We start from the raw sequence: 13894 nt of genomic DNA on the forward strand, positions 1-13894 counted from the left end.
TGGAGCAGCCGAACCGGGAGATCAAAGGGCGGACTGACGTCATCCAGATCTTTTCCAACACACCCCCCGGCCAGGCTCACCGCCCCAGGCCTGGCCGAGCTCCCCTACGAAGGGCAGGTCTGCGATGGTCGCTACCTCTCCGATGGCTCCATGGCCGAGCTCTTCGCCGACCGAACTGACCCGCAACGCCAGCCCCTTGCCCAACCGGAACCAAACGAGCTCGACTGACTACACCACTCGGTGGCAACACCGGTGCTTTTAGGGCCTGCGGAGAAACAAGTCGTTGCTTCCCTGGTTGCTCGTCGTTGTTGTGGTATGGGGATGCTGGAGGGGGTTGAGGCGGCTCTGGCCGCGAAGTTCGAGGCGTTGTTCCCGCACTTGGACGAGCGTCAGCGCCGGTTGGCCATAGGGGCGGAGGCCCGGTCGCTGGGGCATGGCGGGATCCGGGTGGTGGCCCGTGCGGCCGGGGTGCGTGAGGGCACCGTCTCCCGTGGGGTTGCTGAACTGGAGTCCGGGGCAGCCCCGTTGGGCCGGGCCCGCCGGGAAGGCGGAGGCCGCAAGCGTGCGGTGGAGCTCGATCCGGGACTGCGGCCCGCGCTGCTGGCCCTTGTCGAGCCGGACATGCGGGGTGATCCGATGTCGCCACTGCGCTGGACGGTGAAGTCGACCCGTCACCTGGCCGCCGAGCTGACCGGGCAGGGCCACCGCATCTCGGCGGAGACCGTGGCCGACCTGCTGCGTGAGGAGGGCTTCAGTCTCCAGGGCAACGCCAAGACCGTAGAGGGCAGGCAACACCCGGACCGCGATGGCCAGTTCCGCTACATCAACGAGCGGGCCAAGGAGTATCAGGCTGCCGGGGACCCGGTGGTCAGCGTCGACACCAAGAAGAAGGAAGTCGTCGGCAACTACAAGAACGCCGGCGGCGAGTGGCACCGCAAGGGCGAACCGGTCCGGGTGCGGACGCACGACTTCCCGGACCCGGAGCTGGGCAAGGCCATCCCGTACGGGATCTACGATCTGGCCGCGGACACCGGATGGGTCAGCGTCGGCACCGACCACGACACTGCAGCGTTCGCCGTGGAGTCCATCCGCCGCTGGTGGAACAGCCAGGGGCGGGGCGCCTATCCGCACGCGCGGCGGCTGCTGGTCACCGCGGACGCGGGCGGCTCGAACGGCTACCGCACCCGCGCCTGGAAAGCCGAACTCGCCGCCCTGGCCCTTCAGACGGGCCTGGACATCACCGTCTGTCACTTTCCGCCAGGTACTTCAAAATGGAACAAGGTGGAGCACCGGCTGTTCTCCCACATCACCATGAACTGGCGCGGCAGGCCGCTGACCAGCCACGAAGTCATCGTGAACAGCATCGCCGCGACGACCACCCGGACCGGGCTGACGGTGCACGCCGAACTCGACACAGGCGCCTACGAGACCGGAGTCCGGATCAGTGACCGGCAGCTGGATGCCCTGCCCCTGCACCGCCACGAATGGCACGGTGACTGGAACTACACACTGCGGCCCGAGGCATACACCCAGGTCAGCGACGCACCGGACCCCTTCGACCAGCCCAGCCCCGACCTCGCCTGGCTCTGCTACCCCACCCTGACCGGCATGCCGGCCCCAGAGTGGGAAGCCCTGATCACCACGCTCACCACCCTCCACGAGAGCCAACGCGAGACGGCGCTGGACAAGCGGCGCGGCCATCGCCCACGAGTCAAAGGCGACGGCACCACCGGCCGCCGCCCCATCCTCACCCTCGCCGACCGGCTCCTGGCCACCCTCCTCCACCAGCGACTCGGGCTCCCGCAGGTCGCCATCGCCCGCCTCTTCGGCGTCACGCCATTCACCATCAACCGGCGCATTCGCGACATCCGCCAGCTCCTCGAGGCAGCCGGGCACACCATTCAACCCGCCGACCAGCACCTCGCCACCCTCGACGACCTCCGCTGCCTCGCCAGCACGGCAGGCATCACCATCCCTACAGAGATCAAGACGGCGAGTTAATAATCCGCAGGTCCTAACGCACCGGTGTTGCACTCGGTGGGACGCCATCTACGCGCATGCGAGCCCTGGCGAATGTGTCAAGTACTTCCGAGAGCACAAGGGCAGCAGCATCGAGTCTTTCAACTAGCCGTCGACCCCGGCAGCCCCTCCCCGCATCGCATGGACACGTGCCGCGCGCAGCTTGGGCCGGTCGGCACAGTCTGCCGAGCCGAGCTGGGCAAGCGTCACATGGGTCAGTGCGCTCCACAGAGGCCGCTCTTGTGCGGTCCTGAGTTGTGAGAGGACGGCGTACCAGGATCAGGTTTTCGCGGGCGCCGTGAACAGGGGACCCGGTGTAACCCATCTGCGCCGCATAGGCGAGGCGGTTTGTCCCTGCCTTGGTGGCCGGAAGATGCCACCGGTCGATCCGACCCATCGTCATGACGACTGTTCCCTGCGGCAGTTACCCCTGTCGGGCCCGACCGGGACCTACTGCGCAGTTCTCAGCGTCCGTGGCCTGTGCTGCGCTGCCTTGACCCTGTATCGAACAGGCTCACAGAACAAGCCCCGCGCCAGCGAGTTTGGGACAGCCTGTGAATGACTCCATCCGGCGCGGGGCATCCATGGGTCAGGAGGGGGAGTTCAACGCGTCCATCAATGAGGGCTCTCCAGAGGCGAGGGAGTCGACCCTACAAAGAGGGCGCGCTGGACTTTCACTACGCAGGGAAGTCGCCTCCGTGGGAAGGCCGTGTCACGGCCGTACGAGCGTGCCATGAGGCTTTACCTCGTCCCGTCGTCTCAACTTGTCACACAGGCCCCCACGACCGGGACTCCCAGTGCCTGGATGCTGTCATCAACCTTGTGCCTGGCGTGATGCTCTCAGTCGAGTCCTGCTGCCGCCTTCCGTTGCTGCAGTCTCTGACTGATGCGGCGTCAACTCTGCTGCCCCTCCCCCGGTCACCACGTTGACAAGTAAGGCAAATACCGCTTCCAAGCTGTTTCGGACTGTACGCTGCGGTCTCGGTACGCGGCCCGGAGTGCCGGGTCATTACGGCGTAATAGTTCAGCACTGTCGAGGCGCCGCCGGAGGGACCTATTACGCCGTAATAGCAGGTCGTTGACTGTCCCCCCCTCGGCAAGTGGTGTTACTAACGGGGCAGGCGGTGCAGAGGATCTTCAACGTTAGTAAGGTGTCCGCATGAGTTTGTCTGCCACCTCCAGCGACCGCGAGAAGGTCGTCTCCAAGCTGCCGGGAGGACTCCGGCAGCTCCTCAAGATCAGAGCTGCCCAACACGGCGTCGAGATCCAGACCGCCGTAGAACAGGGCATCGACGACTGGTGCCAGCTTGCATCAGCCCCTCCCCCGGTCGACACGGCTGGCGCGGATTCGTTTTCTACGTTCCTTCCTCCCGGTCAATGGAGCAGGTTCCGGAACATCGCTGCGGAGCGGGGTGTGTCCCTGATTCAGGGGCTGGCCCAGTCCGTCCAGCTGTGGCTCGATGCCAACCCCGCCCCGGAGATCGAACGGCCCGCTATCACCCGGCGCATCATCGTCTGCAACCAGAAGGGCGGCGTGGGGAAGACCGCCATCACCGCTGGCACGGGCGAGGCTATGGCGGAAGACTCCAGCAGCCTCTACCCGGTCCGTGTCGCCAAGCAACTCCTGGCAGCAGGCGGCGAGGCTGAGAACTCGCTCGAAATCGAGAAGCTGCCCGGGCTCGGGTTGCGGGTGCTGCTCGTCGACTTTGACCCGCAGTGCCACCTCAGCAACCAGCTGGGTGCCACTCCCCTGCCCATCACTGGCGACAGTCTCACCAACCATATGGCGGGCGACCCCAAGGGCGATCTCCGCGATCTCATCGTCTCCATTGACGAAGAAGCCTTTGGAGGTCGACTCCACCTCCTGCCTGCCTGCAACGATGCGTTTCTGCTCGATGTGCGCCTGTCCGCGGTCCGTGCCAGGGAAGCTGCCCTTGAACGAGCCCTTGCTCCGCTTGAAGCGGATTACGACGTCATCCTCGTCGACTGTCCACCCAGCCTTGGGCTGAGCATGGATGCCGCCGCCTACTACGGGCGACGACGTGACGGTGAGAAGCCTGGCCAATCCGGCGCACTCATCATCGTCCAAGCCGAAGACAGCTCTGCCGACGCGTATGAGTTGCTCACCACGCAGATTGAAGACCTTCGAGCAGACCTTGCAGTCGATATTGACTACTTGGGCATCGTGGTCAACCTCTATGACTCCCGTCGCGGCTACATCGCCACGTCCTCGCTTCAGGGATGGGTCGACATAAAGGATCCGCGTGTCGTTGGACTCATCGGGGACCTGAAGGAACAAAAGGAAGCCGTCCGCGTGAAGAAACCTCTGCTGTCCTACGCGCCGAAGTCACAGCAGGCAATCGGCATGCGCGCACTGGCCCGGGAGATTCGATGAGTAAAGCCGATCAGCTCGGCGTCGGACGCTTTGGTGGCCAGCCCCGAGCCGTCAGTGCCCGCCGCCAGGCCGTGGCCCTCGCCACGGGAGTACCCACGGAAGGCGTCGCGCCCCCGACCGAGCTTCCCCCTCACCGCATCAGCCTCAACCCTGACAATCCACGCTCCAGCCTCGGTGACCTGACCGACCTGGCAGGCAGCCTCAAGACGCACGGTCAGAAGCAGGCGATCACGGTCATGAACCGTGATGCCTACGTGAAAGCCAACCCGGATCGTGCGAACGACCTCGAGACGGACACGACATACGTCGTCATCGACGGCAGCAGCCGGCTTGCCGCAGCCCGCGAAGCCGGCCTCGCAACCGTGAAGGTCATGGTCAGCGACGACCAGGGCACGACCTCGGAGGAAATCCTCGAGTCAGCCCTGGTTGCCAACATCCATCGCCAAGATCTGGAGGAGCTCGACGAGGCTCGCGCCCTGCAGCGTCTTCTGGTCATCCATGGAAGCCAGACGGCATTGGCCAAGCGGCTTCACCGCTCTCAAGGCTGGGTGTCGCAACGACTTGCCCTGCTCAACCTCACGCCCGCACTTCAGGAACGCATCGGCCAGGAACCTATCGACCTGCTACGCGCCGTCGGTAATAAGCCTGCCGACCAGCAGGAAACTGCCCTGGAGGAGCTGAAAGCCCAACGTGCGCGGAAGGAGATGGAGAAGCAGGAGCGCAAGCTCAACAAGCAGCAGGAGGAATCTGCGCGACAGGCGCCTCCGACACAGACCGACGACCATTACGACGTAATAGACCGTGCGGCACAGGACCAGATGGAAGCTGGCCCCTCGGCCGAGAAGGCGTCCGCCGCGCCTGCGGAAGTGGTGCCGGAGCCACGTACTACTGAGGAGAGCAGGGAGAAGACTCCTGCCGCCTCTGACTCTCGTACGCCGCCGACCATCCCGTATGACAACGGCGTCTTCGTGGCTCATCATCTGATCCGCAAGATGAGCGACGTTGAGTTCGACAGAATGCTGGCCATCCTGAACGAGCATCAGAAGAAGCGTGTTGAGGACGCAGAACAACAGCAGCGTTGACCCCCGTGAGCATTGATGTGCGACGGCGGGGAGTCTGGACAGACGCTCGGCTGGGGTTTCCCAGCCGAGCGTCTGCGCGTGGGCAGGTGCTGAGGTCAGGTCGGGCTATTACGCCGTAATAGGAGCCGATCACTGGGGGAGTGCAGCAGCAGGCGTGAACTGGCAAAACGTGATGATGCTTGGTTATCGCAGCCCTGCCGACTGCCTGATTCACAGAATGTGAATCAGGCAGTCGGCAGGGCACACTTGGTTCATGGCACCTCGCTCTCGGAAGGCCTCCGCCTCGACGAAACCCCTGCTCAAAGCCCCTGTCCGGATCGGCCCGCTCGACGCGGCAGCCTTGGTTGGAGAGCTGCGGCAGCTGCACGAGGACGCCGAGGATCCGGACATCGAGCGGATGCCTGCAGACAACGAGCTGTACGGAGCACTGCTCTATGCCGAGAAGCACGCGAAAGTCTTCAACAGAGCAGGCATGGAAGCATCACAGCGCGCTGCAGGGATCAAGCGCGTCCTGCTGTGGGAGTACCTCCGCGAGCAGGTAGATCTTCACCAGGCGAAGGCCATCGAGGACGCCCGGGGAGCGAAGGCCGAGTGGGCAGACCTGGCGCCGGTCCTTGCGGTCAACACACCAAGTGCGGCTTACAACAAGGCGAAGCGCCTGCAGGCAACCAGATTGACCGATGGCTCACTTGGAGACCGTCCCGTCCGCCGTACTCCGGAAGCGGTCATCGAAGCAGAGCGACGCATCGCGGCTCAGGCTCTCGCCGAGCGCCGTGCCATGGAGAGCGCACGCGATCGGCATCAGCTGGTACTTCCTGTGGCTCAGCGCGTTCTGGATCACCGGGAGGAATTGGCTGCCGATGCCGACGCGCAGGACTGGCTTGATGAGATGGCCGCAGTAGTGGACGACTGCCACACGCCCACGCAGCAGGTGAGCCTTGCCCGATATCTGGACGCCGCAGTGCGGGCCTTCGCCAAAATGGAACAGCGAACCGGCAAGCCACCTGCGACTACTGAGGCCGCACGTCTCGCCTACAGCGCTGCGGTCGAGCTGCTTTCCCGCTGACGTCCCAGCCGGGTCATGAGTTCTCGGCTCAGGCGGTCAGGTCGTCCCCGGTCACCGACACCCGCGGCCCGGGCACGGCCGCGGAGACGGCCTCGGCGGTTCCGGCCGCCGCCCGTGACTCCTGGCCGACGTTGCGCGCCTCGGCCTTGATCGCGAGGTTGGCGACGGCGGTGTTGAACTGGTCGATGGACGTCGGCTCGTCGGGGCCGAGCAGATACCGCTTGAGTTCGCCCCGGTCCTCCGCCAGCGGGTCGGCCGCCGGGTCACGTACGGCGGCCAGCAGCCCTCCCAGCTCGGCGGCGCTGTTGGATAGGATCGTCGCGGCGCGCACCGCGGTGTTGTGCCGTTTGAATTCCTCCGCGCCCAGCTCGGCGGAGTCGGTGACGGCGTAGGGCTTGCCGCTGGCGATGAAGTCGGAGACGACGCTGGAGATGTCGGAGACCATCGCGTCACAGACGTTGAAGCAGTCGTACAGGCGCGGCTCGGCGCCCGTGATGACGCGGTGTTCCCAGACCGGGAAGGACCGCCAGTACGCCTCGTTCCACGCTGCCCGCAGCCGGGCGATTTCCTCGTGCTTCGCGACGTCCACCAGGCCGTCACGGGTGGCCTCGGCCTCGTCGCCGCCCTTGCCGTTGCCCTTGCCCTTGCCGGACAGCTCGGCGAGGCGGGCCTCGATCCGGGTCAGCTCGGCCCTGGCGGCGGCCTGCGTGGCGGTGCCGGCCGTGAAGCGCGGGTCGGCGGCGCGTGCGGTGGCGGCCTGCTCGACCAGGGCGGTGATCCGCCGGTGCGCGGCGCCGGCCTGTTTGCTGACGGTGCCGGTGAAGGGGTGCGGCTTGTACAGGACGCGGACCGGCGGGTCGGCCTGCACCAGCTTCTGCACGATGTTCTCGCCGGCGAGCACGATCGAGGTGTTGCCGGGGTTGCCGTCCCAGCCCTCCCAGGTGGGGGCGTAGAGCACGGTCGGGCAGCGTCCGTCAGCGGCCCCGCCGCGGGGGCCGTCCGGCACGCCCTGCCAGGTCTGGATCGGCGCCAGCTGCGGGCGGCCGACCTCGACGATGTCGTCGTCACGGACGCCGACGTCGGCGATGGCGTAGCGGTCGCGGCCCGCGCGGCCGGCGGTCCACACCTCGTCGTAGACCTTGCTGTACGGGTTGACGCTGGCCAGCTTGTCGCTGTCGCCGTGGCCGATGAAGACGTGCTTCATGGTGGGGACGCGCAGCAGGTGGATGTTCTTGCCGACGTTCGCCGCGTACAGCGCGACGCGCACGCTGGACAGGTCCAGGTTCATCAGGTGCACGCCGCCGGGCACGCAGATGACGGGAACCGTGGTGGGCGCCAGGTTGTTCAGGATGGCCCGCTCGCGCAGGATGATCAGCGGCTTGGAGTCCAGCTGCTCCATGGTCTCCAGCCACATGTTGACCTGGTACGCGGAGTCCCTGGAGCCGGAGAAGTACAGCACCGTCTCCGGCCGGTACTCGGCCAGCCAGTCGTCGACGGCCGCCAGGACCTTCTCCGCGTTCGGCGGGACCTTCGAGCCGCGGACGTACGGGACGAGCGCCAGCACGTACAGGCAGCCCACGCCCACCGTGACGCCGATGCCGACGAAGCCGGCCACGGCCGACTCCAGGGCCGCCGAGACCAGGATGCCCGCGACGGCCGCGAGGTCCAGGTGCAGCATCTTCTCGGCCGAACGGTGCAGCAGCCGGCGCGGCGGGGCGTCGGGGATGCGGATACGGGAGGCGAGGTCGACGTTGCGGGTGGCGACCGGCATACGGCGGCGGTTGCGGATCAAGGTGACCAGCGCGCCATGCGGGGCCTGCAGGCCGTAGAAAGCTATGAAGCAGGCGATCGCGCCGTAGTAGATCAGGTCGTCCGCGAACCCGAGCCGGGCCAGCAGCAGGATCAGCAGCAGCTGTCTGATCAGGAAGCGGATCGACAGACCGGCCCGGACCTTGCTCAGGCGGTTGACCAGATAGCTGCTCTTGCGGTGCAGATAGTGGTCCGCCAGGTACGTCACGGCGGCCGCGGCCGCGAAGGCGGGAACGCTCGGGACGAGCGCGGCCAACATGAGTACCGGGAAGCCCAGCATCATGAAGGCCGCCGCGGCCAGCTCGGCCGCGCTGCCCACCCGGGCGACGCGAATAGCGGTGGATATCACGGAGAACCTGCTCAAGAAGAGTTGGACGGACGCTGTCCCAGAAGACCCAGCAGCCAGCACCTGCTCGAAAATGCATACCTGATCAGCGGAAGACGATACGATCGACGGTGCACGACGTCTCGTCAATGCGCTGTGAGGAATGTGACTTGCCCCAGGTGCCACTCATCTCGCATGGGTAGAAGCAAGGTGCAGGGAACAGGACCGGCTCAAATACTCGAACGTCTGCGTGCCCCTGACTGGTCCGTACGGCTTCTCACCCACGATCGAGGGAAGCGCGTCAATGCGCTATGCCGTCTGCCGTCATGATCTGCTCTCCCAGGTCTCTTCTGTGAGGCTGACGAAATATGGCCGCCTCGGCCACCGTGTGCTTGCTCGGCTCTTTTCGAGCGGAAACACCGGACAGCCTGCGAAGAAGTGCTCAACCAGATCTGGGAGAAATTCGTGCGAAAGATGAAGACGGCAGCAGCGCTGGGAGTGACCTCGGTCTCGCTGATCCTGGCTGGCGCGTCAGGCGCCGCTGCCGCTGACGGGCCAATCCTCTCCGGGAACGTGCTCCAGGCGCCGGTGAACATCCCCGTCGACGTTTGCGGGAACACGGTCAGCGTCGTGGGTCTCCTGATCCACCCGGCTCCCGTCACGTGCCCCCCGAACGAGAACGTGCAGTTGCCGCTCGTGCCGGCGCCGGCCGCCGGTGACGACGTCATGCCGGCGCCGGCCGGTGACGGCGGCCTGGTGCCGCCGGTGGTCGTGGACGACGGTGGTCTCGTGCCCCCGCTCGTCCCGTAAGGCGCTGGACTGCCCGAACCAAATCTCGGGGCGCCACCCGGCATCACCGACTCCAGTCGTGCCCTTCTTGCACCCTGCTCGGTGCCCGGTACGTGCTGTGGATCGGTCGGCCCAACTCCCAGCTGTGGAAGATTCGATAGAGGATCAGCACAAACCCACCGAGCCGGAATGGCCAGGTGGGGGAGTGGCCGCCGGATCCGGCGGCAGGGCAAATCTGGGACATCAGCCGGTCCCGCTGACCGCGGGACATCGGCGGTTGCCTCAAACGAGGTTGTCCCCACCAGTGCCTGCTGCACAGCGGGCAGACCAACAAAGCGCTCGGCTGAGGTTCCCCGGCCGAGCGCTTTGTGCGGAATGGATGAGCTCGCCCACGAGCAGTGCAGCGGGTGGGCCATCACGTGCAGAACGTCCCCTGAAGCGTGTGGGCTTCCTCCCCAAAAGAGGTCCTGTCGAAACCCGGGGGAGTAGAGCCAGGATGCGTTGATCTGCTTCCTGGAGGCCGCAGTGGGCAAACACCTCGTTGGCCGTGTGTGCTTGGCCGTAGGCTCCCGGCCCGTGCACGAAGCGGCCCACAAACGCGCCCGGCTCGGCGAGGGCCTTGGTGCTGCGACGGCGTGGAAGAGTGCGCCGCCAGGCATTGACGTACCTGCGTTACACGCCGGCGAAGAAATCGCGCCAGTCCGCCGAGTACCGCAGCAGCGCGTCCGCGCCACAACGAACTCGGCGCACCGGCACCCTCCTTATCGCGGGGGAGCCGTGAACAACTCGTATCGCCGCCGCTTCAACCGAGCCTACGGCGGACTGCTCATCCGGCGAACTCGTCTTCGTACGCTGTCCCCTGGCAGGGTTGGGACGACGCCTCGTGCCGTCCGCCAGGCAGCACCTTTCTGGTATGGCTTCACATCACAGGGTCGTCGGGCGGTTCTCAGACGTCTCTTGTTCGCCGGGCAGCGACTCGAAGACAGGGGCAGGCAGGACGTAGCCCACTGCTGAGGCCCGGTGCTCGACAAACCTGCTCATCGCATCCGACTGGTCGAGGCGTTCCTGCACGCGGGCGAAGAGTGCGGCGTCGTGCATGTAGGCGAGGAAGAGGAGACCACGGTCATCTGGTCCGTTGTCATACGAGTAGCCACGACGCAACATGCGGGCTCCGCCGTCGAGTCGGGAGTGCGCAAGGCGCACATGTGAGTCGGCGGGAATGAGATAGCGGCCTTGCGGGGTCTTGGCGAAGAGATTGACGGGATCGTGTTCGCGGAAAGCCCCGAGGGGTGCTCCGGAGACGAGGTCGCGCCCGACGGCGGCTTCTCGACGGGCCCGTGGAAGGGCGGCGAAGTCGGAGACATCCATGTGGATACGCCGGTAGACCAGGTAGGTGCCGCCGTCGGGATGCCAGACCCAGCGGTCTGCTTCGGCCGGTGTCGGGTTCTCCGTCCCGTCCTTGAAGCCGAAGAGGTTGCGAGGCGTCTCACCTTTCGAAGCCGGAGGAAGAAACCCATATTCGCGCCAGCGGGGCGCAAACATCTTGGCGGATGCTTTGGCCAGCAGCCGGAGAACGTCGCGGATCGCGTCCGGATCGTCGCTGCATAACTGCACCAGGATGTCGCCATCGCTGCTGTCCGGATCCAGCCGGTCATGGGGGAACTTCGGGATCTCGCGTAACAGCGGGGGAGTGGGAAGACCCAGTTTGCGGTACAGCGTCGGGCCCAGCGCCACGGTGTAGGTCATCCCTTCAGGGAGCGGGAGCGCCGACCACAGAGTCAGGCCACTGCGCACAGCTTTGGCGCCGGTCGAGCCGCGAAGGCGCGGTGCCACGTCGTAGGCGGCGACGGCGGCGTGCAAGGGCTGGGGGTCGCTGATGCCACGCTGTCGGGACAGTGCCTTGTCGACTTCCGGTGCTTTGGCGCCGTGCTCCTCGGTCATGTTCGACCGATCCTGTTGCACTCCCGCTGCACAGCCGGCCGTGAGAATGGCGAGCCCAGTCGTCGCAGCCAGCAGGGAACGTCGGGTCGGCGGAGGGGAATCAGAGGGCGTGCTGATCACCGTCACTCCAAAGTTCGGCCCAAAAGATATGCAAGGTTGCCAATAGCACTGCCTCGTAAGGGCACGAGAACAGAGGAATGCGATCGTGAATCGCTGCGGCGCGCCTGACGCTACACCTAGGCCCTATGCGACTCTTCGTCACGAAACGCCGTGCTTCTCATGCTTGGAAAGCCTTACCGGCTGCCATGGCACTTCTCTTGTGTCTGTTAACCGCCCTCCTTGGGCTGGCAGGGTGCGGTCAGCAAGGCTCTGACAACCGACCGGAACGGCATGATTCGCCCGCGGTATTGCGGGTCCCAGGCGAGTTTCCGTCCATTCAGAAGGCCGTAGACTCCGCTCGATCGGGTGACATGGTGCTCGTCTCTTCGGGTGTATATCGAGAGAGCGTCACCATTCGCAAGCCTCGGATTGTGCTGCGAGGAACCAATCGTTCAAAAGTGCTGGTGGACGGTGAGTTCCGACGTGCCAACGGAATCACGGTCACCGGAGCAGCCTCGGTCGTCGAAAACCTGACGGTACGCAATCATCTCGCCAATGGATTGCTCTTCACCGGAGTCACCGACGAAGCACTGCAAGGAGCAGGGGCAGGCGGCGCAGACTACGACCCCCTGGATACCGTGAAGTTCCCGGCCCTGCGCGGCTTCCGTGCCTCCTATGTGACGGCCCACAACAACGCGCTCTATGGCATCTACGCCTTTGACGCCCGAGACGGCGTGATCGAGCACTCCTACGGCTCCGGACATGCCGACTCGGGCATCTACGTGGGTCAGTGCAAGCCCTGCAACACCGTCGTACGGAACAACCTGAGCGAACACAACGCGGTCGGCATTGAGGTCACGAACGCGTCTGAGGATCTGTACTTCCTCGGGAACACCATCCGCCGCAACCGGGTGGGCATGACGGTCCTCTCCAACAACTTGGAGGCCCTCGGGCCTCAGCACGATGCCGTATTCATCGGCAATACGATCCGGGACAACAATGACAACCAAAGCCCCGAGCAGGCCGACGGAGGCTTCGGTATCGGTGTCGGCATCAGCGGAGGCAGGAACAACCGCTTCGAACGCAACCGTGTCGAGGGCAATCACTCGGGTGCCTTCGTCCTGCGGGATGAGCAGGGGTATCCGGTTCTCGGCAACCGCATCCAGGAAAACGCCGTGGCCGGCGACCAGGTGGGCCTTGTCATGCTGGCGGCTCGAACCGGAGGCAACTGCTACCTCGACAACGGCCAAACCCCGACCAGCCCGGACCCGTTGCCTCGCGCCATGACCACATGCTCGGCACCGGACAGCGCTGTGCGCACACTCGGCCAGCTACAGGGACCCGGCGCGATTCCGCCCGGCATCTCCTTCCGGGATGTCCCGCCTCCGCCGGCGCAGCCCAACCTGCGTCGCGCGGCCCATGCTCCCGCCCGCCCGGCGCTGCGTCTGCCGGGCAAAGTCGATGTGACGGCGTACCGCTTGCCGGAGCCTCGTCGCTGATGATGCCTCGGGGGAGGGGCGGTTCCCACCGTTCCTCCCCAACCACGAACCTTCGGGAGGGACGGTTCACTCCGCTGCTCCGCAACGCACGCTCGGGGAGGGACGGTTCACTTCGCTCCTCCCCAACCACGCACGTCTGCGCTCACTTACCCCGAGGCGACGATTCCCGCCACGGCTGCCCCGGCACCTTTGCGTGGGCCGCACGACCGGTGAAGTCCACCGTGACGGGCCGCTTCATGGCCGAGCTCTTGATCTCCAAGCGGCCCAATTCCCCTTTCTCATCGACCCAGTAGGTGAGCGGAGAGGGCCCCTTGCGTCGCGGCTGTGACCCTGGCGCACCACTACTCCGCGGCTGGGGCCGCGGCCCGGAGAACCGTGCGTACGACTTTCCGCGCAGCGTGCTTTCCCCTAGGTAGCGGGGGCCGGACTGAGCCAGCAGCTGAGCGTTGTCCGGTCGATCCGCTCCCAGTGCCATCACCATGCGCAGAGCGATGTCCAAGGGATATCCGGAGTAGGAACGGGGAGACCAGTTTCCGCTCGGAACCTTCGCGGCAGCTCGGGCGACCTGCGCGATCTCTGAGGAGGCGGGCGCCACCCGCTTCCCGGTAGCCACAGCCAGACCACTCTCGTCCCAGGCGATGAGCCCCTTCTGCGGCTTCGGCCCTTCGGCCCCCGCGACGAATGACGCTACGGCGCGGTGGGTGCGGTAGTCGATCAGCCCACGTACTACATACGAGTCCGCATCGTTCTCGATCGTCACGGTCACTGTGTTCGGACTCTCCTCAAACGTCGTGAACCGCACCATGGCCAGTCGTTGGGCCTCCGATGATGTGACGGCCCGTGGCCGATCACTCTTTCCCTCGGTGGTCG

8 protein-coding genes are annotated in these 13894 nt (G+C 65.7%); 6 read left to right on the top strand and 2 right to left on the bottom strand.

The features are described 5' to 3' along the window. Positions 1 to 321 precede the first annotated feature (321 nt). From ABIE67_RS49730 to ABIE67_RS49745, 4 genes are all read left to right on the top strand, one after another. Entirely contained in the window at positions 322 to 2001 is a 1680-nt protein-coding gene (locus ABIE67_RS49730; protein WP_370270001.1) for an ISAzo13 family transposase, read from the top strand. A gap of 1177 nt (positions 2002 to 3178) precedes the next feature. Then, the gene (locus tag ABIE67_RS49735; protein WP_370271070.1) at positions 3179 to 4414 is read left to right on the top strand and encodes a ParA family protein; all 1236 of its coding nucleotides are present in this window, start codon (positions 3179 to 3181) and stop codon (positions 4412 to 4414) included. Beyond that, the gene (locus ABIE67_RS49740) at positions 4411 to 5496 is read left to right on the top strand and encodes a ParB/RepB/Spo0J family partition protein (RefSeq protein WP_370271071.1); all 1086 of its coding nucleotides are present in this window, start codon (positions 4411 to 4413) and stop codon (positions 5494 to 5496) included. Before ABIE67_RS49735 ends, ABIE67_RS49740 begins: the two co-directional genes overlap by 4 nt. A 253-nt stretch (positions 5497 to 5749) precedes the next feature. After that, a complete protein-coding gene (locus ABIE67_RS49745; protein WP_370271072.1) occupies positions 5750 to 6562 on the top strand; it encodes a hypothetical protein in 813 nt (270 codons plus the stop codon). Between the two features lie 28 nt (positions 6563 to 6590). Here ABIE67_RS49745 and ABIE67_RS49750 read toward each other — a convergent pair whose 3' ends face one another. Continuing rightward, a complete protein-coding gene (locus tag ABIE67_RS49750) occupies positions 6591 to 8690 on the bottom strand; it encodes a hypothetical protein (protein WP_370271201.1) in 2100 nt (699 codons plus the stop codon). Between the two features lie 444 nt (positions 8691 to 9134). Between ABIE67_RS49750 and ABIE67_RS49755 the strand changes: the two genes are divergently transcribed. Further along, the gene (locus ABIE67_RS49755; protein ID WP_370271073.1) at positions 9135 to 9506 is read left to right on the top strand and encodes a chaplin; all 372 of its coding nucleotides are present in this window, start codon (positions 9135 to 9137) and stop codon (positions 9504 to 9506) included. Positions 9507 to 10409: 903 nt separating this feature from the next. Here the strand turns inward: ABIE67_RS49755 and ABIE67_RS49760 are convergent. Next, the gene (locus tag ABIE67_RS49760; protein ID WP_370271074.1) at positions 10410 to 11426 is read right to left on the bottom strand and encodes a Dyp-type peroxidase; all 1017 of its coding nucleotides are present in this window, start codon (positions 11424 to 11426) and stop codon (positions 10410 to 10412) included. A gap of 470 nt (positions 11427 to 11896) precedes the next feature. On the opposite strand from ABIE67_RS49760, the gene ABIE67_RS49765 reads away from it, so the two are divergent. Next, a complete protein-coding gene (locus ABIE67_RS49765; RefSeq protein WP_370271075.1) occupies positions 11897 to 13024 on the top strand; it encodes a nitrous oxide reductase family maturation protein NosD in 1128 nt (375 codons plus the stop codon). Positions 13025 to 13894 lie beyond the last annotated feature (870 nt).

Origin of the sequence: Streptomyces sp. V4I8, from assembly GCF_041261225.1 — a bacterium.
Classification (GTDB): domain Bacteria; phylum Actinomycetota; class Actinomycetes; order Streptomycetales; family Streptomycetaceae; genus Streptomyces.